Origin of the sequence: Flavobacterium sp. (assembly GCF_049240005.1) — a bacterium.
Lineage (GTDB): Bacteria > Bacteroidota > Bacteroidia > Flavobacteriales > Flavobacteriaceae > Flavobacterium.
Genome location: NZ_JBMLTK010000024.1, coordinates 1 through 19,269 on the forward strand (window position 1 = coordinate 1; position 19,269 = coordinate 19,269).

Sequence of the window (19,269 nt, forward strand, 5' to 3'; positions counted from 1 at the left end):
TCGTTTGTTGTACAGCAAAGCGCAAGCAGCACAAGCACGATTTACAGCAACAGACATTCAAGCAGAAACGCAGATCGTTTTAGTGAAAATCTACGATGCGCAAAATGAAGTTTATGTGAGAAAGTTCCCATTTAAGAACTAAATCCTTCAACTTATACATTAAAAATCGGTCTCAAATTGGGACCGATTTTTTTGTTTTGAAAACTGTGGGAAAACAAGGGTGCTTTGGCAATTCAAACATTAATCGGAAGTCGTATTTTATTCTTCGAGACAGCAATCAGAGTTTGCTTTTGTTGTAGAAGTGCGTCAGGGGCCGGGTGCTTGTTCCTTATTAGGAACAGAGTTCTTTGAGATTTTACAAAGCAGATTATTCTTTTAAAAATTACGGTTTTTCCGTACTGAAAATTTCTGGGAATTTCGTAATAGGGAATGTCCCCACACCCTCCCGCCCCACAAGGCGAAGCACGGAAAAAAAATCGAGATTGGGTTACGGGAAATCCGCATATTTTTTGGAAGTAGTGAGATTGGAGTATTAAGATTGGAGTATTGAGTATTAAGACAGCGCGACATTCACCCTTTTACGTATCCTTTTTTTAGAAACTAGTCCCGATGGCTATCGGGATCGCGACGTTCACCACTAGACGTATCGTTTTCCCCAACCCAACCCACGTAATATCGGTGCCTGAGCCTGTCGAAAGCTAGTGCGATTTTTTAGAGGCTTGACACGTTCTGTGTTTTCCTCAACGGTACCCTATTGCGCAAAATTCTGTGAGGTTCAGTGTTTTCTGTGCGCTTAAAAAGCTGGTACGTGAGTTTGTCGAAGGCTAAGGGAGATTTTTGTATTAAGATTCGAGTCCCGATAGCTATCGGGATAGACTCAGCGACGTTCACCACTTAACGATTCATTTTCCCGCCCTTACCCGCGAATCGTCGGAGCCTGAGCCTGTCGAAGGCTAACCGCAAAGGACGCAAAGATTTACGCAAAGGTCGCAAAGAGGTTTTTGTTAGTATTAAGATGGGAGTATTAAGTATTAAGACTCAGCGACGTTCACCACTTAACGTATCGTTTTTTGGGTAAGTTAGTCCCGATAGCTATCGGGATAGACTTCGATGATTTTGCCATGTAACGTATCAGTTTGCCCAACCCAAACCACGTATCGTTGGTCTCTGACTGGGTCGAAGGCAGCTTGTCAAAGGCCAATCTTTCAATCTTTCAATCTCGAAATCTTTAAAATTTACGGTTTTCCCGTAAAATTTATTTCCGGGAATTTCGTAATAGGGAATGTTCCCACACCCTCCCGCCCCACAAGGCGAAGCACGATAAAAAAATCGAGATTGGGTTACGGAAAAACCGTATTTCTTGAGACAATTTTAATCAAATATGTTTTTGTTATCGGCGCCTTAAGTCGAGTGTTGGAGCAATGTCAATAAGTAACTCAGGTAGCTGCGACATAAGAGTTTTCGTTAGTTCGATTGAAATGCTGATTTTAGTTTTTGACGAAAAATGATTAGACTACTTTCCGTAGCTGATTCTACTAACTGAAATTTTAACCACCATCTTACGTTTTCAATGACATCTATTTTCTATGATTATTCGATATGTTCTTGTTGTATTCTGGTGCAAAAGCAAGCTTTCTATGGTTTGTATTTTATTGATTATGTCGCTGCCAATCAACTTTTAATTGACCTATTTATCGAACTCATTTTATTTTTGGATTGACACGTGGGTTAGGTTGGCCGCAATAGCGGTTGGCGTGGAAACCCCACAGCGCCGACCTCAGAAGGTGCGAGGAGTTGCAGCAAAAACGCGGGCGCCGCTGTTACGATTTTTCTTTGGTTAAAGTTCGTTGCGGCGCATTGCCCAAAAAATTAAAACCATTTTCTAGTGAAAAGGGAAATCAAGATCTTAGGGTCTAGCGTAACAATAAAACGAATTTTTTCTTGGTAATTGGGTTGCGCAATTTCCCAGCCGTTTGATGAGTTAACTGGTAAATACACTTCGAAGAAGTCGGTTACTAAATTTAGTCGAATACCGCTGTCGTAAATAAAAGTTGCGCTCGTGTTACGGCTTTTGGTAACGGCTGCGTCGCCGTACAATTCGATCCAGTTCCAAATACCTATTCCGGCATTTAGCGACGTAATCCATTGGTTGCTAAATCGTTGAGGTAAAATCGATTTAAATGCGGCGTCTGTTAGAATTATCTGTTGGCTAAAGATTCCAGTACTTTCAGAACGTCCGTAGTACATATAATCGAAAAGGTAGTCTGTGGGTCGGTCGATACCAAAGCTAAAGTAGTCGGATGTTGTTCGATTTGATAAAAACGTTCCACCGAAAAATCGCAATGAAAGTTGGTGGTTTTTAGTGAGAAGCTTTCTATAATCAACCTCCAAGGATACTTTGCTAAAATCTTGCGAAAGTTGAAAATCAGGAGTAAATGAAAAGTGTTTTAGCACTTCCGATTTACTGTAGGCGTATCGTGCGTTAAAAACGCTGTAGTTGTTAACGTCGTCGGGTGGATTTAAGAAATAGGGCTGTTTTTGAACGAAAACGTTTCTAACCAAGAGCAACTGTTTCTCGTTGTTTCGGAAATTCGGATTGCGCCATCTTAGAAAAACAGCTGGATTTAGTTTTAAATATGATGCTTCGGGTGCGTAATGAAGAAACGAACCGGCGAACTGATATCGTAAGTTGAACCAGTTACTGTTTCGAAAATTATGGTTTCCTGCAAAGGAGAAATGTCCGATAAGTCGTTGTGTATTTGGTGAATACATTGGATTCACGTCGAAATTAAACGGTTTATCGAGCATGGTTTTGTTGTGAAACCTTAGGCCGGGCGAAATTCCGTCGTACAAATTATACGATAAAGAAGGAACGTAAAGCACTTGATTAAAAAACGGTGCTTCCAGATCTTTCATGATTGCAAAGGTAAAAGGCTTGTTAAAGAGCGATTTATCGATTGCAGTGCTGTTGTTTCGTAGGTTGTATTCCGGAAACTCGTTTTTGTAGTTGAGAGCGAGTCTATTGGCTCCGTTTTTGGGTAATTTATACAGCGTATCGGTGTTGGTCCAAATCCATTTTTTTTCGACGATTTCTTTCTTTTTCAGCAAATAGATAGGAATTGGATATGAGGTTGTGCTGTTCGATTTTATTTTAAAGGAAATACTGTCTTTTTCTATGTGTATTTCGCTGAAAGTGAAGTCGGTTGCATCTCGATTGGCAACTAGGTTTTCAATTATTTTATCGGTTTTGTGATCTGATTTTTTAGATAATATATTGTTGAAAGACTCAAATGATTGTTCTTTTTGTGCAAGAAATTCTCGAATGCTCTCTGATACGCTGTTGTTGTTCAGGTATTCGTCGATGTATCGCAGTACTATGGCGAATTTAGCTCGGTTGGCAATGTTGTGATTGAATTTTATTTGCTGATCTGCAGGTAGATTGAGCGGTTGATCCAGGTTTTTACGTGCCATTAGCAGATAATGGTAGTGAAATTGGTCGTTAAACGACACTTTTGAAAGATTGAAGTTTGAGAACAATTTGTATTTGCTCAGCCGTCCTAGCATCTTTTGCTCGGAATGATAGGTGTCGATATATGCCATGAGCATGTAATGCGCAATTCCGTCGGTAAGAAAGCCGTTTGAGCGTTTATCGATTTCTGTATTTTTTTCCAGATATTTTTGGATGAATACTTTCGCGAATTGAATTTCGAAAACAAAATCGTCGGAAAATGGGCGCAGGAATTTAGGTAGCTGATTGAGTCCGTAGAACGGTCGCTGATCGTAATCGGCTTTGGTAACCAGAATTTTTCCTTGCAGATTTTTGTTCAGGAAATTTTCGGTAAAGTCGATGATGCGATTCATCGAAATGATTTTCTCGAATTCGTTTTTTCCGCTGAGCTTAATGTCGGTTACAACCATTAAATCGTTGTGCTGGACGGTGGTGAATCGGTTTTTTGCCGTGATGAAAAAATCGAAGTTTTTACTGTTATTTTGGATGAAAACGTTTTCACTTGTTGGTATCAAATCGGTTGTTAATTCGAGTTGATACGGATTGTTAACGGTGAAATGTACATTGGTAGGTGCTACGGCAGCGTCGGAACCGTTGTCGTTTTCGTAGGCTAAGAAACGACCGTCTTTAAAGGCGGCTGGCATTAAGAATACGTCGCGCAGCAGCAAACTGCCGTTTTTTTCGTAGCCGAAGCCATTGAATTTTGCGGATGGAATTCGAAGTTGGTAATCGAAAGTAAGTTCGACGGATTTTCCCGGTAAGAGCGGTTCTTTTAATACAATTTTTAGCAAATCTTTTCCGTTGCCCATTTCGGAGTAGCTTGCGACGGCTCCTGTAATTGCATTTATTCGTGTGTATCCTTTTTCTGCACGACCGGCAAGGAAGAAACTGCGCACAAACTCGTCGGAAAATCTTTGGGTTAGTGCTGATTTCTTTTGTGAATACGCGTTATTCCAATTGTAGAAAATAAGTTCGGTAAGTGGCTGCTGCGAATCGTTTTGGTAGGTGAATGTTTGTTTGACGTCAACAATCTTTTTTTCGATTGTTACATTTGCTTCAATAGAAGTTTGGTGCTGCGACCAGGCAACAACGGAAAACAATAATAAAGCGATTCGTAAAGCTCTTTGCAATAGCAACATGTTTTAGGGAATAGCCTACAGCCAAGTACAAAAACTCGTTTTGCCTTGCTTTATTGTATACGTACCTACAAAAATTAGAAGTTCGGACTCAGCGTGTATTTCTTGTAGAAATTGTCGAGTACTTCAACGACTTCATCTTCGGTGTCTACAATTTTGATCAAATCGAGATCCCCGGGGCTTACGGTCGCGTATTTTTCTACTAAAATGGTTTTAATCCAATCCATTAATCCACTCCAGAAGGTTTTTCCGACAAGAATTACAGGGAATTTTGCCACTTTTTTGGTTTGAATTAGCGTGATCGCTTCGAACATTTCGTCGAGTGTTCCAAAACCTCCGGGCATAACCACGAAGCCTTGCGAATATTTTACGAACATTACTTTTCGAACAAAGAAGTAATCGAAATTTAGGTTTTTATCGTGATCGATGTATGGATTGAAGTGTTGTTCGAAAGGGAGTTCGATGTTTAAACCCACAGAAGTTCCACCACCTAAGTGTGCACCTTTGTTTCCGGCTTCCATGATACCTGGTCCGCCGCCGGTAATTACGCCGTAACCCGCTTTACTGATTTTGAAAGCAATTTTTTCGGCCAATTGATAGTAGTGTTGATCGGGTTTGGTACGTGCTGAACCGAAGATAGATACACACGGACCGATGCGTCCCATGGTTTCGTAACCGTTAACGAATTCGGCCATAATTTTAAAAATGGCCCAGCTGTCGTTGGTACGGATTTCCGTCCATGTTTTTTGTTTTAATCGGTCTTGGATGATTCTATCGTCGTCGTTGTCGAAATCTTCTACTCGCATAGTTTAAATTTTAATGAGCTTTCGCAGAAAAATATCGTTTTCGAAAAAGCCGACCGCAAATTTAGTGAAAAAGCCTTGGTTTTAGTAAATGTTTTTGTGCGATATCTGCGGGTATTTGAAAGGTATAAGTGTACTTCGTCAGCAATTTTATAGAGAAGAAACGGACATACATATGCAAATTTGGTAATATCAGGAAAGCTGTAACACTATTTTTAGGTTTTCGTTCAAAACCGCAATTTCACTTTTAGAGAGTCGGCCTAATAGTCCTTTCGCAAAATTTTTGTCTATAGTAGCTATTTTTCCAGTTCTTACTAAAGATTCTTTTTTAATTCCGTTTGTACTATTCGGCTTGAGAATAAAATCAGTTTCTTCTTGCCTTGAGGTTTGAGTAGTGATAAAGCAAACAGTGATATCGAGATCGTTTTCAATGAAAACAATGGCGGGTCTTAATCTACTGCCGCTTAGATTGGTGAATGGAAATGTAATTGATTATGATATCTCCTTTAACCACGATACTGTTCTTTCAAATCATTCAAAGTGTAAATTTTTTCTTCGTCATGTAGGAAGTCGAAAGTCGCTGATTGTGAAGCAAGCTGTTGTAATCCTTCGTTGATTCTTCTTTCTTCGTATTTTTTCATGATGAAGTCGGCAAAGTTGAAAATTTCCAGTGCTTTATCTTTGGGCAGCTGAATTATAACCTGAGTTCGATTAAAAATCTTTGTCAGATTGCTCGAAATCAACAAGTTGTGAAATCAAACAGCAAGGAAAAGTAACAACTTCCACGCTAAACAGATGAACGGCTGTCTACTTCGTTAGATTTTTTTGCGATACTACAGTATCCCAAAACAAATCTGCCTTGTATTCAACCATTCATCTGTTTTCTGACCGCAATTTTTAAATCGAACTCAGGTTTATAGCTTGTATCGTTTTGTCAATCATAGCTTGGCGAGTCATTGCTTTTTTATCAAATTTACGATTTTTCGGATTTTATTTTATCTACCTAGGTATGCATTTGATAAATAATGTGTGTAATGTGCACGATTTTCTGCAACAGCGATTGGAAAAGAAAGCGTGCGGTGAACAAAAACGTACTGCTGCGTAGCGGATTTTGGCGACCAGCGGAAGCCGAAAGACCTGCTGCAGCAGTAGTTTTTGTTGCCGTACCTTTACTTGGAAAGCGCGATGCCCGGCGTTTTTGTTTCCACTGTTTCGCGCCGGGCAGTTGCCCCAATTATTAATGTCTTACAATCAGTTTTTCGGTTTTGGTTTCGTTGTTTGCAAACGTAAGGTTAACCAAATAAATTCCGTTTGGAAGCTGGTTTACATCAATTCGATTGCCGTTTATTTTTGTGGGAACAGATTTCCCATCGATGGTGAAAATTTCAGCTTTTGTGACCTCTTCGTTAAGCGAAATGCTGTTTGAAGCTGGATTTGGGTAGAAACTTGTTTTGTTCTGATCGAAATCGGAGGTACTTAATACTGTATCGATGAAGAATTTAGCCAGTGCAAAATCGGTTGTTCCTTGAGTTTCGCCTCCAATACCTGCTGCAATGGCTGTATTTCCGGAAACCAGCAGTCGTACAATACCATCAGCTGCATTGTTTATATCGATGGTTAGTTTTCCGCCATCGGCGAAGATAGGATCTAGCTCGCCGTTATTATTTACACGTACTGCTGTGAAATCGAAATTATTATCGTTGTTGAGATTTGAACTTCCGCTGATTAATAGTTTTCCGTTAGCATCTTCGTGCAAATCTTCTGGAAATCTAATTGTTTGGATGGCCAAAGGTAGATTACCGTCGTTATCTAAAGTGGTGTCAAATTCGCCGTTAGAATTAAATCGGGTAATAAGTGCTTCTTCGTTTTCACCTATGGATGAGCAAACGGTAATTTTGCCATTTGGGCTAGCGAGTAGTGCTACTGGGTAATCGTATTCTGGGCCACCGAATGTAGCCGATCCGTTACCATTGAAGGTGGTGTCGAGCGTTCCGTTAGAGTTGTATCGGAAAACAATTACATCGGCATCGTTACCGTTAAAGATGGTTCCGGCAGCGATTATTTTTCCCGACGCAAGGGCTTTGATCTTAAATAAATTTTCTTGTTCTTGTGTCGTAGAAGGTAAATTAGAAGTTCCACCGGTTCCAAATGTATTGTCAAAACTGCCGTTAGCGTTTAAACGAGTAAGTTTATAGTTCTCGGTGAAGCTAGATCCAATCGTATATATTTCGGTACCGGCAAGTAGTATCTTGCCATTGCTTAATACTTCGATATCATTGATTTTAGTGAAATTATCAGTAAAAAGAACAAAGCCGTTTGTTCCGAAACTTGTATCGACAGTTCCGTTTGGATTTATTTGTAAAACGTAAGAATAAACGTCGCCAGCAGCAATTATGATTTTCCCGTTTGGCAATATTTCAATATCGGTAATATTGTAGTACGGTGTTTGATTGAATAAGCGTAGAATTCCGTTATCAGCGAAAGAAGTGTCGAGAGTTCCGTTGGCATTGTATCTCAGTACAACCGAGCGCAATTCATCGTTAAAGAAAGCTACTCCAGCGACTACAATCTTGCCATCGGACTGTAGTTTGGCTACGTTCAACTCGTCGTAAGCAGAGTAAGGAAAGAAAAATTCTACTTTTCCGTCGGTGCTAAAACCGGTGTTTAGTGATCCGTTGCCGTTGATCTTGCAAAGGTATATTCTATCTTGAAAGAAAGATAAATCGGCATTTCCGGAAAACACGAGATTTCCGTCGTTGGCAATAGAAAAGTCGGCGATATTGTCGTTTAGATTAGAAAGAGTATATACCGTTTGCCCGTCGTTGTCGAATGTAGCGTCTGCGCTGCCGTTCGAGTTAAAGCGAAAAGCAGTTACTTTTCTATAGCTTATCGTATTTAAAGTGATTGAGGTTTCGGTAAAGTACATGTATTTTCCCGTAGGAAGTAATTTGAGGATGCCTTTGTTTGAGAAAAAGTCATCTGGAGCATTGGCTATAGCAATGCCATCACTATCGAAAGTGGTATCGTAATTTCCGTTAACTGTGAGTCGGATTAAGTAAACTCGTGGTAAACTGTTTGAGTAGACTTCGTTTGCGAAAAGCAGTTTTCCATCGGCTTGTGCAATAACATTTGACACACGTGCTCCTACAGTCCCTGTGAAGGTAAACAATCGAAAACCTGTAGTGTTGAATGTAGTATCTAGAGCACCAGCTGCGGTATATTTGGCAATGAAAGGTTGAGTGTCGTTTCCAAGATTTACACCGCTTACAACGATTTTGTCGTTATTTAAAATTGCTACCGAGTTTGTAATTTCTCCAGCTCCCACATTGGTTATCGTTGCACCATTTGTCCCAAAAGTTGTATCGATTGCACCGTTTGTATTAAGACGTGTCAAGCGGAAATCTTGTTGGTTTACATTGTAATAGGATAGAACTACAATTTTTCCATCGGCTTGTTGTGCAAAATCTACGAAGTAAACAAAGCTTGAATTGTTTTCTGTATCGGTAATAATCTGGCCATTTACGCCGAAAGAAGTATCGGGAGTTCCGTTGGTTAAATAACGTGCTACCGCAACGCCGGAACTGTCGCCACCACCAACAAGTATTTTACCATCCGATTGCAGTATTAGTTTTTGAAAGCCAGCCACACTTTCGTTTAGTACTCTTCCCGTACCATTGAAAGTAGTATCGAGTGTGCCGTCGGTATTGACACGAATTATAAACCCGTATACATGATTAAAGTTATTGAATCGGCCTGCGAGTACAATTTTTCCATCGGTTTGTGTCGCCTGACTGGTAATTGTGAAATCGGCTTGCCCGATATCTGTAAGTATTTTTCCGTTATTTCCGAATGTTACATCTAGATCGCCACTGTTTTGGGCAGATGATAGTCCGACTGAGAAAAGGAAACTCAGTAAAAAGGTAATTTTTTTATTCATAGAAATGTGCCATAGTGGCAATAGTTAGGTTTTAGCAAAAAGTTTTCAAAAGTAGTTTTTTTAAACATTATGGCTTCGGAAAAATCTTACAACTATATATATTTTTAATTTTTAAGGCAACTCGCTCTTCAGAAACTTCGCCGTATAACTCTTTTTGTCTTTTATAAGTTCTTCAGGTGTTCCAGTGGCTACAATCTTTCCACCTCCTTTTCCTCCTTCGTAACCTACATCGATCACGTAATCGGCAAGTTTAATTACGTCGAGGTTATGTTCGATAATCAAAACTGTATTGCCTTTATCAACCAATTTGTTGATGACATCCATCAATACGCGGATGTCTTCAAAATGCAAACCAGTTGTTGGTTCGTCCAGGATATAAAAAGTGTTACCCGTATCTTTTTTCGAAAGTTCACCAGCTAGTTTAATGCGTTGTGCTTCGCCGCCGGATAATGTTGTGCTCTGCTGACCTAAAGTAATATAGCCCAAACCAACATCTTGAATGGTTTTTATCTTTCGATAGATTTTTGGAATATTTTCAAAAAACGGAACCGCTTCATCTACAGTCATATTCAACACATCGGAAATCGATTTTCCTTTGTACCGAATTTCGAGCGTTTCTCTATTAAAACGCTTGCCCTGACAGGTTTCGCATTCCACATACACATCGGGTAAAAAGTTCATTTCAATGGTTCGAACTCCGCTGCCTTCGCAGGTTTCGCAGCGTCCGCCTTTTACGTTAAAGCTAAATCGGCCCGCTTTGTACCCACGAATCATACTTTCGGGTGTCATCGTAAACAAGTTTCGAATCTCCGAAAAAACATCGGTGTATGTCGCCGGATTACTACGTGGCGTTCGCCCAATCGGACTTTGATCAATGTCGATTACTTTATCCAAATGTTCTAAACCTTCGATTTTCTTGTACGGCTGAGGCTTTTTAACTCCGTTGAAAAAATGTGCATTCAGAATCGGATACAAGGTTTCGTTAATTAAAGTCGATTTTCCGCTGCCCGAGACGCCTGTAACACAAACTAATTTGCCGAGCGGTATCTCAATACTTACATTTTTGAGATTATTGCCCGTTGCACCAGTTAACTTCAAAGATTTACCGTTGCCCTCGCGTCTTTTCTTGGGAATTTGAATCGATTTTTTTCCGTTGAGGTAAGCAGCGGTTAGCGTATCGTGCGTTAATAATTCTTTCGCCGTTCCGATACTAATGATTTCACCTCCGTGTCGACCCGCTTTCGGTCCGATATCTACGACATAATCCGCGCGTAAAATCATGTCCTTGTCGTGTTCGACGACCAAAACGGAATTTCCGATATCGCGCAATTGTTCTAAAGAAGTAATGAGTTTTTCGTTATCGCGTTGGTGTAAACCGATACTAGGTTCGTCGAGGATATACAAAACACCAACTAATTGCGAACCAATTTGAGTTGCCAATCGAATGCGTTGTGCTTCACCACCCGACAGTGTTTTCGAACTCCGATTCAAAGACAAATAATCTAAACCAACATTTAGTAGAAACGCCAAACGGTCGTTAATTTCTTTGATGATTTCGGAACCAATAATGAGTTGTTTCTCGTTTAGTTTTTTAGAAATATCGCGAAAAACTGCTGCGAGATCGGAAATATCTAAAGCCGACATTTCAGCGATGTTTTTCTCATCAATTCGGAAATACAAAGCTTCTTTTTTCAAACGAGCTCCGCCGCAATCCGGACAAGGAATTTCGTCCATGAAATCTTTCGCCCAGCGTTTTATCGACGCGGAACCGCTTTCATCGTATTGATTTTTAATAAATTGCGCTATACCTTCAAATTCAATTCGGTATTCTTTAGTAACGCCTAAAGTGGTCGACTCTACTAAAAATCGATCTTTTCCACCATTTAGAATAATATCAATCGCTTCCGCAGAAATTTTCTCAATCGGATCGGTTAGTTTAAAACCAAATTTTTCGCCGATGGTTTCTAATTGTTTGAAAATCCAGCTTTGTTTGTACGGACCTAGCGGCAGGAATCCACCGTCTTTAATCGACATTTTAGTGTCTGGAACAATTTTTTTGAAGTTTATTTCGTTAATCGTTCCTAAGCCATTGCAGGTTTTGCAAGCTCCTTTCGGGGAATTAAACGAAAAGAGATTTGGCTCCGGATTTTCGTACGATATCCCCGTTGTCGGACACATTAAATTCCTACTGAAATAGCGAATTTCATGGCTGTCTTGGTCTAAAATCATTAAGACGTTTTCGCCGTGGCGCATCGCAGTATCAATACTTTGACTCAATCGTTTCTCGAGATCCGGCGAGCTATCTATCAACAATCGATCAACAACAATTTCGATGTCGTGTGTTTTGTACCGATCGAGTTTCATGCCGTGTACGATATCGCGTAACTCGCCGTTCACGCGTACTTTTAGAAATCCTTGTTTGGCAATTTGTACGAAGAGTTCAGCATAATGTCCTTTTCTCGCTCGGATCACGGGAGCCAAAACATTGATTTTCTTGCCAGCGAAATCTCTCAAAATCAAATCTTTGATTTGGTCGTCGGTGTAGCTTACCATTTTTTCGCCCGTATTGTAACTGTAAGCGTCGGCGGCACGTGCGTAAAGCAAACGAAGAAAGTCGTAGATTTCTGTAATTGTACCGACGGTTGAACGCGGACTCTTACTGGTTGTTTTTTGCTCAATGGCAATTACAGGCGAAAGTCCGTCGATTTTATCCACATCCGGACGTTCCAAACCGCCGAGAAACTGACGCGCATACGCCGAAAAGGTTTCGATATACCGTCGCTGACCTTCGGCGTAAATGGTATCAAAAGCTAAGGACGATTTTCCCGAGCCACTTAGTCCGGTGATGACTACGAGCTTGTCGCGCGGAATTTTTACGTCTATGTTTTTGAGATTATGGACTCGAGCACCAATAACCTCTATATGATTTTCTACTTCAGGCATTTTTTTAAAAAAGGCAAAAATACGGCTAATCTTTGCTAAAAACTATCTCAAAAACAAAGCTTCAAATAAAATATTCGTTCTTTTTTCGGCTAAAAGAAATGCCAATAATCGCACTTTGTTGAAGTTCTTTTGCTAGTGAAAATTCCGCGAAAGCGCTAGAAAACAATGCTCATTTATTGATCTTCAACAATCGTAAATTAGTCAATTGTTAAAGCTTTTAGTCGGTCGCGATACGCTTCTAAAGCAATCGATTTAGAAATAAAACCTTTGTACTGTTTCTTGTAAAGTACAGGCAAATATGCCAAACCGGTTAAGTCGAATTTATTCATTACAGCAGCCATCGACTCGTCGTTTTGAACCGAATACAAAACGGGTTTCATAATTTCTTGAACTTTAGTGTATTTGACTTTGAAATTACTGAAAATGATTTCGCGAATATCGTCGAAGTAAATCAAGCCAATAAGTTCTTTGTCGTGATTCGTAACTGCAAAAATCGATTGACTTGAGTGCGATACGTATTCTACCAATCGCTGTAAATTCTCATCCGGTTTCAGAACCATTTCATCGGGAATAATCAGTGAATTTAAATCGATTGTTGTAAGTATGTTTGAATCCTTATTTCCCGTGAACACTTGTCCTTTTTTAGCGAGATTTTTAACGTCAAGCGAATGCTTTTCGAATCGTTTTGCTACCGCTAAACTGATCGACGACACCATCATTAAGGGGACAATCAGATCGTAACCTCCTGTAATTTCGGCAATAAGGAAAATGGCTGTTAGCGGAGCATGAAAAACACCACTTAAAATCCCTGCCATTCCAACAATGGTAAAATTTCCGATCGGTAGCGATTGAATTCCCAAAACGTTAATCAGCTTCGCAAACAAAAATCCGGTGTACGATCCCATGAATAGGGAGGGAGCAAAGTTTCCGCCGTTTCCGCCACTGCCAATGGTTAAGCCCGTTGCAAAAACTTTGGTAAACAAGATTAATCCAACGAAAACTAAAATAGCAAATTTGTTGTTTTCCCACGATTCAAACAACGTTCCTTCGAGCAACAGCGAAGCCTTATCGGCAGAAAGAAGTCGAATACCTTCGTAACCTTCACCAAATAAAGGTGGAAATACAAATATCAAAACAGCCAATAAACTCGAACCGATCAGCGCTTTTTTATAGGGTTTCCACCGAATTAACCCGAAGACGCGTTCAACCCTTTGAAAATTTCGCATGTAAAAAACCGAGACAAAGCCCGTAAGTAAGCCCAAACCAACGTAATACGGAACGTTCTTGTAGTTAAACGAATTTTCAGAATTGAACGTCAATAAAATAGTGTCGTCTAATATAATGGCCGACAAAATCGCTCCCGTGGCAGCTGAAATCATAATCGGCGTAAAAGCAGCAATACTTACATCGACTAATAAAACTTCAATAGCGAAAAGTACGCCGGCAATCGGAGCTTTAAATGCAGCAGCAATTCCTGCCGCCACGCCACAGCCAATCAATAAGGTACGTTCTTTGTAGCCAAGTCGGTATTGTTGGGCGAAATTCGAACCAAAAGCGGCACCGGTAATTACAATCGGACTCTCCAAACCAGCCGAACCTCCTAATCCTACGGTGAGCGAGCTTGTCATGATTTGCGCATACATTTGCTTTCGCGGAACAATTCCTGCTTTTTTGGCAACGGCATACAAAATCTGACTCGTACCTTTTTCGATGCTGCCACCGAGTAATTTTTTTACAACTAAAACCGTTAGTAAAATACCGATGATCGGAAGTAAACCGTTCACAAACCCGAGATGCAGCTTAGAACTCAAATAGGTGGCAATTTCGAAAACTTTGTGCGCAAATGTTTTAAGTACGATTACAGCCGCAGTAACCGAAATACCTACCAAAACCGCGGCCAAGAATATAAATTGCTTGGCAGTTAAATTGGCTTTGGCCAGATGTATCGCAAATTCAAACCGTTTTTTTATCGTTCTAATCATGAGTTAAAATCCTGCTGTGGCGTCCTCGCCGCGCTTATCTGCTCCGGCGTGTTTGTTCCCTAACGAATCTATAAAAATAGCATCAACTTTCCCAATAACGGGGCTTTCACCGACTTTTATTTTATAGCCTTTGTTTTCAAGCGCTTGAAAATGTTCTTTTGGAAAATTTCTTTCGAATAAAACTTCGTCGGGCAGCCATTGGTGGTGAAATCGCGGACTATCAATCGCTGTTTGTATCGGCATTTTGAACTGAAGTACATTCAGTAAAGTTTGGAAAACGGTGGTAATAATGGTTGAACCTCCGGGCGACCCTAAGGCTAAGATAGGTTTGTTGTTTTTGAGTACAATTGTAGGCGTCATCGACGACAACATGCGTTTTCCGGGTTCAATTTTGTTGGCACTGCTTCCGGTAAGTCCGTAGCTGTTTGGAAATCCCGGCTTGGCGCTGAAATCGTCCATTTCGTTATTCAAGAAAAAACCAAGTTCAGGTAAATACAATTTTGAACCGAAGGCGCCATTTAGCGTGGTGGTAACGGCAACGACATTTCCGAACGAATCGGCTATAGAATAGTGCGTGGTTTCGTCGGATTCTGAAATCGTAATTGCGCCCGCTTCTATATCCTTCGACGCAGTGGCACGATCAAAGTTTATGTTGGCTGCCCGATCTTTCAGGTAATTCGAAGCAGTTAATTCTGCAACAGGAACATTTACAAAATCCGGATCGCCCAAAAACTTGCTCCGATCTGCGTAAGCGCGTCGTTCTAATTCGGTTAGCAACTGAATGTACGTTAAGTTGTTAACGCGTAAAGTGTCTAATTTGAAATTCTCGAGCATGCCAAAAAGTTGTGCCAATGCTACGCCTCCCGATGAAGGTGGCGGCATGCTGCAAATCGTGTATTCTTTAAAGGGGAAGCACAGCGGTTTTCGCCATTTGGCACGATAGTTCTTCAAATCGTTAGCCGTGATGATTCCTCCTCGTTTTCTCAGTGCCGAGACTAATTTTCGAGCCGTTTTTCCCGAATAGAATTCGGCTGAACCGTTTTTGGAGATTCGTTCCAACGTCCTTGCTAGTGCGCGAAAGGTAACTCGATCGCCAATTTTATGCTCGATTTTAAAAGGAAGCTCTTTTCCAGAAACTTCGATTATCGTTTTTTGATGTGTTCGCCACTGTTGGTATTGCAGTGCCGACATACGAACTCCTTTTCGCGCCAAGCGAATTGCCGGTTTAAAGAGTGTTTCGATAGGTAGCGAACCAAATTTCTTGTGAACTTCAAAAATCCCAGCGATAGTTCCCGGAACGCCAACAGCAAGCGCGCCTTTCGTACTTTTATCTGTATTTACGCTGCCATTAGCAGTTAAGTACATGTTTTCACTTGCCTTTTCAGGAGCCAACTCGCGGTAATCTAACGAACCTACCGAACCGTTGGCTTGCGCATAAACCATAAATCCGCCGCCACCAATATTGCCCGCGTACGGATACGAAACGGCTAAGGCCAATTCTACGGCAATCATAGCATCAAAGGCATTTCCGCCTTGTTTTAAAATTTCTGCTCCGATTTCAGAAGCTTCAATTCGTGCCGAGCTCACCGCAGCTTTCGAATAAATTTGCTGCTGCTGTGCGAATATTAGAAAAGGATAAAGTACCAGTACAATTTGCCAAGACTTCATAATTCGTTCAACTTTTTTTCGCAGAAAAACTGAATTTCAGGAAAAAACTTCGTGAATTCTTCTTCAAACAAAAAGTAATCGGCTGTAAGTTCTTCGGTTGCCGAACTCATGCCCGATAGAAACTTCGTTCTTGCGTCCATTTGTCGGAAAATATTTGATAATCCGTTAATCGATTCATAGGAAAGTAGCCAATTGTATTTGATCATGTACGGCACAATAGATTTGGCTTTAACCGTGAACAATTCGGCATTTTTATTGAGCAAATTGTAAAAGTTTTGCACGACTTCGTTGAGCGGTTTTTGGGAATACACGCTCCAGTTTTTCGCTAGGAAATGATCGTAATACAAATCAACAATCACGGGTGCATAGTGGTGGTAGGAGCCATGTAATCGTTTGGTGCTTTGTCTGAAAACAGGATGCGCATCGGTAAAGGTATCGATTTCCCGATGCAATAAAATACCGCGCTGTACGCCTTTTGGGAAATCCAAATACGCCTTTGTACGAATGCCTTCTGCAAGGAAATTTCCTAGCTGAACTTCGGTATCGCTGCCCGACAAATATAAATGTGCAAGAAAATTCATACGCCTAAATATAACCTTTTTTTAATTCGTATCGCCACTTTTTTCTTTTCTAGGCAGAGCGAAAACTTATATTTGTAAAAAAGTTAAAATCGATGACATTAATTAAATCTATCTCCGGAATCCGCGGTACCATTGGTGGTGCGATCGACGACAACCTAACGCCGATTGATGCTGTAAAATTCGCTGCCGCTTACGGAACATTTCTAAAGAAAACATTGGGTAAAGAAGACATCAAAGTGGTTATTGGTCGCGATGCGCGTATTTCCGGCCCCATGATTCACGCCTTAGTTGCCAATACTTTAATCGGTTTGGGAATCGACGTGATTGATCTCGGATTATCGACTACACCAACCGTTGAAGTGGCCGTTCCCTTAGAAAAAGCCGACGGAGGAATTATTCTTACCGCTTCGCACAACCCAAAACAATGGAACGCTTTAAAATTATTGAATGATAAAGGTGAATTTTTGAATGGCGCCGACGGTGCAGAAATTCTAAAAATTGCCGATGCAGGCGATTATCAGTTTGCCGATGTTGATTCGCTGGGCACTTTAATTGTTAACGATTCGTACATGGATATTCATATTGATGAAGTATTGAATTTACCGCTCGTGAATGTCGATGTAGTTAAAGAAGCAAAATTTAAAGTCGTTGTTGATGCCGTGAATTCCAGCGGCGGTATCATTGTTCCGAAATTATTGGAGGAAATGGGTGTTGAATGTGTGAAGTTGTATTGCACGCCCGACGGTCATTTTCCGCACAATCCGGAACCTTTGAAAGAACATTTGTCGGAAATCATGAAATTGGTTGTGGAAGAAAAGGCCGATTTCGGAATTGTTGTAGATCCCGACGTAGATCGACTTGCTTTTGTATCCGAAAACGGCGAGATGTTTGGCGAAGAATATACGCTCGTTGCCATAGCCGATTACATCTTGTCGAAGAATCCTGTAAATACCGTTTCTAACTTATCGTCGTCTCGTGCTTTGCGCGATGTTACGCTAAAACACGGCGGAACCTATTTTGCCAGTGCGGTTGGCGAAGTGAATGTTGTGGAACTGATGAAAAAACAAAATGCGGTGATTGGCGGAGAAGGCAACGGCGGAATTATTTATCCGGACTTGCATTACGGACGCGACAGCATTGTTGGAATTGCTCTGTTCTTAACACATTTAGCCGAAAAGAAAATGAAAGTTTCGGAACTTAGAGACAGTTATCCGGCGTATTTTATGAGTAAGAATAAAATTGAACTCACGCCAAGCATCAACGTGGATGCGGTTTTGAAGCAAGTAGAGGAGAAGTACCAATCGGAAGAAGTTTCTACTGTGGACGGTGTGAAGATTGATTTCGAAAACTCTTGGGTGCACTTGCGAAAAAGCAACACCGAACCGATTATTCGAATTTATACCGAAGCTGGTTCGCAAGCCGCGGCGGATGAACTGGCTGTTCGATTTGTATCGGAATTAAAAGCTTTCGCCGGAATTTAAAGCACGATCGTTTTATACCACAAAAAAGCCTCCAAATCGGAGGCTTTTTTGTGTACTAATTTATAATTCCATTTTCTTAAGTTCTTCGTAACTGCGGTTCAGACGGCGCAATAGTATTCCGTAAATCAATTTGTAAATCAGCCAGAAAATAAGCGTTAAAACCGCGGTGATAAGAATCAAGATGATAATTGCTGTAATCATTACCGTGAGAGGCATTTGTCCGTTGCCGTCGTGCATCACACTTTCTGTGGTGTAACCGTGATAGAATCCGAAACTACAAACAACGATAAACAATACAGCGAATGAAATTAGGTTAAAAGCGATGTAGCGCTTTACCACTCGTCGGGTGTTGATGATGTTGGTAATGAGTTCTTTGGTACTGCTTACAACAGATATCTTGCGGTAATTCTGATAAAAACGGTAAATGAACCAAACAACGACAAGGTAAAATACAATACTGCAAGCCATGTAAAACTCGTAAATTCCCCATTTCTGTAGTAACTCGCTACTTTCGTCGTGCGTTTTGCTCAGCGACAGCGTGATGCCCAAAATAATACCTAGCAATAACTCGCAAATGGAAACAATAAAAATCCATTTCACAATCGACGACGATCGCAATTTCAGCATGTTGCTCAACTCATTCTCACCGATTTGCGTGAACGAGTTGGTCGACTTCTGCCAGTCTTTCTTTAATAAATCCAATCCTTCCATCTGCTTGCTACGGATTTAATATTTTTTTCAATTTCCCCTTAATTCGATTCATCTTTACACGTGCATTTACTTCTGAAATCCCCAGCGTTTCGGCGATTTCATGATAATCTTTGTCTTCTAAATACATGAAAACTAGAGCTTTTTCAATGTCGTTCAATTGCTGCACCGCGCGATACATCAGCTTAATCTGTTCTTCTTCTTCATAGTTGTACTGCTCTTCTTTGATAAACAAATTGGCCGTTTCCACATCCGAAGTTTGAATGCTGCGCTTGTCTTTTCGGTACAAGGTAATCGCGGTGTTTAAAGCTACCCGATACGCCCAAGTCGAAAATTTACTTTCGCCTCGAAACTTTGGGTAAGCTTTCCACAATTGAATTGTAATCTCTTGGAAAAGATCTTTGTGCTGATCTTCGTCTTGCGTATAAAGCCGACAAATTTTGTGAATCAAATTCTGATTCATTTTCAGCTTCTCTACAAAGTCTTTTTCTAAAGATTGCTCCATCGTTCGATTAGTAGGTT

The 19,269-nt window shown here is 40.7% G+C and carries 12 protein-coding genes; 1 reads left to right on the forward strand and 11 read right to left on the reverse strand.

Going from position 1 to position 19,269, the window contains the following annotated elements; translation table 11 throughout:
• Positions 1-1,869 precede the first annotated feature (1,869 nt).
• The 9 genes from ACOVQQ_RS01830 to ACOVQQ_RS01870 form a co-directional block, all read right to left on the reverse strand.
• On the reverse strand, positions 1,870-4,647 hold the full coding sequence (locus ACOVQQ_RS01830; protein ID WP_421816682.1) for an aminopeptidase: 2,778 nt from the start codon (positions 4,645-4,647) through the stop codon (positions 1,870-1,872).
• Between the two features lie 74 nt (positions 4,648-4,721).
• Positions 4,722-5,450, reverse strand: a complete 729-nt coding sequence (locus tag ACOVQQ_RS01835) for a TIGR00730 family Rossman fold protein (RefSeq protein ID WP_094487004.1) — start codon at positions 5,448-5,450, stop codon at positions 4,722-4,724.
• A 189-nt stretch (positions 5,451-5,639) separates the two neighbouring features.
• A complete protein-coding gene (locus ACOVQQ_RS01840) occupies positions 5,640-5,936 on the reverse strand; it encodes a type II toxin-antitoxin system PemK/MazF family toxin (RefSeq protein ID WP_421816724.1) in 297 nt (98 codons plus the stop codon).
• 17 nt (positions 5,937-5,953) lie between these two features.
• Positions 5,954-6,088, reverse strand: a complete 135-nt coding sequence (locus ACOVQQ_RS01845; protein WP_421816683.1) for a hypothetical protein — start codon at positions 6,086-6,088, stop codon at positions 5,954-5,956.
• 596 nt (positions 6,089-6,684) lie between these two features.
• Positions 6,685-9,384 (reverse strand): T9SS type A sorting domain-containing protein, encoded by a 2,700-nt coding sequence (locus tag ACOVQQ_RS01850; protein WP_421816684.1) that lies wholly within the window; start codon positions 9,382-9,384, stop codon positions 6,685-6,687.
• Positions 9,385-9,495: 111 nt separating this feature from the next.
• Entirely contained in the window at positions 9,496-12,327 is a 2,832-nt protein-coding gene (gene uvrA / locus ACOVQQ_RS01855) for an excinuclease ABC subunit UvrA (protein WP_421816685.1), read from the reverse strand.
• Positions 12,328-12,524: 197 nt separating this feature from the next.
• Positions 12,525-14,309 carry a chloride channel protein gene (locus ACOVQQ_RS01860; RefSeq protein ID WP_421816686.1) on the reverse strand — a complete coding sequence of 595 codons (1,785 nt, stop codon included), beginning with the start codon at positions 14,307-14,309 and terminating at the stop codon, positions 12,525-12,527.
• A 3-nt stretch (positions 14,310-14,312) separates the two neighbouring features.
• Positions 14,313-15,977 carry a gamma-glutamyltransferase gene (gene ggt, locus ACOVQQ_RS01865; RefSeq protein ID WP_421816687.1) on the reverse strand — a complete coding sequence of 555 codons (1,665 nt, stop codon included), beginning with the start codon at positions 15,975-15,977 and terminating at the stop codon, positions 14,313-14,315.
• Positions 15,974-16,558, reverse strand: coding sequence for an ACP phosphodiesterase (locus ACOVQQ_RS01870; RefSeq protein WP_421816688.1), 585 nt, complete (start codon positions 16,556-16,558; stop codon positions 15,974-15,976). Before ACOVQQ_RS01870 ends, ggt begins: the two co-directional genes overlap by 4 nt.
• A 92-nt stretch (positions 16,559-16,650) precedes the next feature.
• Here ACOVQQ_RS01870 and glmM point away from each other — a divergent pair, with 92 nt between their 5' ends.
• Positions 16,651-18,039: a phosphoglucosamine mutase gene (glmM, locus tag ACOVQQ_RS01875; RefSeq protein ID WP_421816689.1), complete on the forward strand. Its 1,389-nt coding sequence runs from the start codon at positions 16,651-16,653 to the stop codon at positions 18,037-18,039.
• Positions 18,040-18,099: 60 nt separating this feature from the next.
• On the opposite strand, the gene ACOVQQ_RS01880 is transcribed toward glmM, so the two are convergent.
• Positions 18,100-18,750 (reverse strand): hypothetical protein, encoded by a 651-nt coding sequence (locus ACOVQQ_RS01880; protein WP_421816690.1) that lies wholly within the window; start codon positions 18,748-18,750, stop codon positions 18,100-18,102.
• A gap of 7 nt (positions 18,751-18,757) precedes the next feature.
• A complete protein-coding gene (locus ACOVQQ_RS01885) occupies positions 18,758-19,252 on the reverse strand; it encodes an RNA polymerase sigma factor (RefSeq protein WP_094487118.1) in 495 nt (164 codons plus the stop codon).
• Positions 19,253-19,269: the final 17 nt, after the last annotated feature.

Bases quoted from the DNA above. Each gene is read 5' to 3' on its own strand.
- ACOVQQ_RS01830 (WP_421816682.1), bottom strand. From the start codon at position 4,647: ATGTTGCTATTGCAAAGAGCTTTACGAATCGCTTTATTATTGTTTTCC.
- ACOVQQ_RS01835 (WP_094487004.1), bottom strand. From the start codon at position 5,450: ATGCGAGTAGAAGATTTCGACAACGACGACGATAGAATCATCCAAGAC.
- ACOVQQ_RS01845 (WP_421816683.1), bottom strand. From the start codon at position 6,088: ATGAAAAAATACGAAGAAAGAAGAATCAACGAAGGATTACAACAGCTT.
- ACOVQQ_RS01850 (WP_421816684.1), bottom strand. From the start codon at position 9,384: ATGAATAAAAAAATTACCTTTTTACTGAGTTTCCTTTTCTCAGTCGGA.
- uvrA (WP_421816685.1), bottom strand. From the start codon at position 12,327: ATGCCTGAAGTAGAAAATCATATAGAGGTTATTGGTGCTCGAGTCCAT.
- ACOVQQ_RS01860 (WP_421816686.1), bottom strand. From the start codon at position 14,309: ATGATTAGAACGATAAAAAAACGGTTTGAATTTGCGATACATCTGGCC.
- ggt (WP_421816687.1), bottom strand. From the start codon at position 15,977: ATGAAGTCTTGGCAAATTGTACTGGTACTTTATCCTTTTCTAATATTC.
- ACOVQQ_RS01870 (WP_421816688.1), bottom strand. From the start codon at position 16,558: ATGAATTTTCTTGCACATTTATATTTGTCGGGCAGCGATACCGAAGTT.
- glmM (WP_421816689.1), top strand. From the start codon at position 16,651: ATGACATTAATTAAATCTATCTCCGGAATCCGCGGTACCATTGGTGGT.
- ACOVQQ_RS01880 (WP_421816690.1), bottom strand. From the start codon at position 18,750: ATGGAAGGATTGGATTTATTAAAGAAAGACTGGCAGAAGTCGACCAAC.
- ACOVQQ_RS01885 (WP_094487118.1), bottom strand. From the start codon at position 19,252: ATGGAGCAATCTTTAGAAAAAGACTTTGTAGAGAAGCTGAAAATGAAT.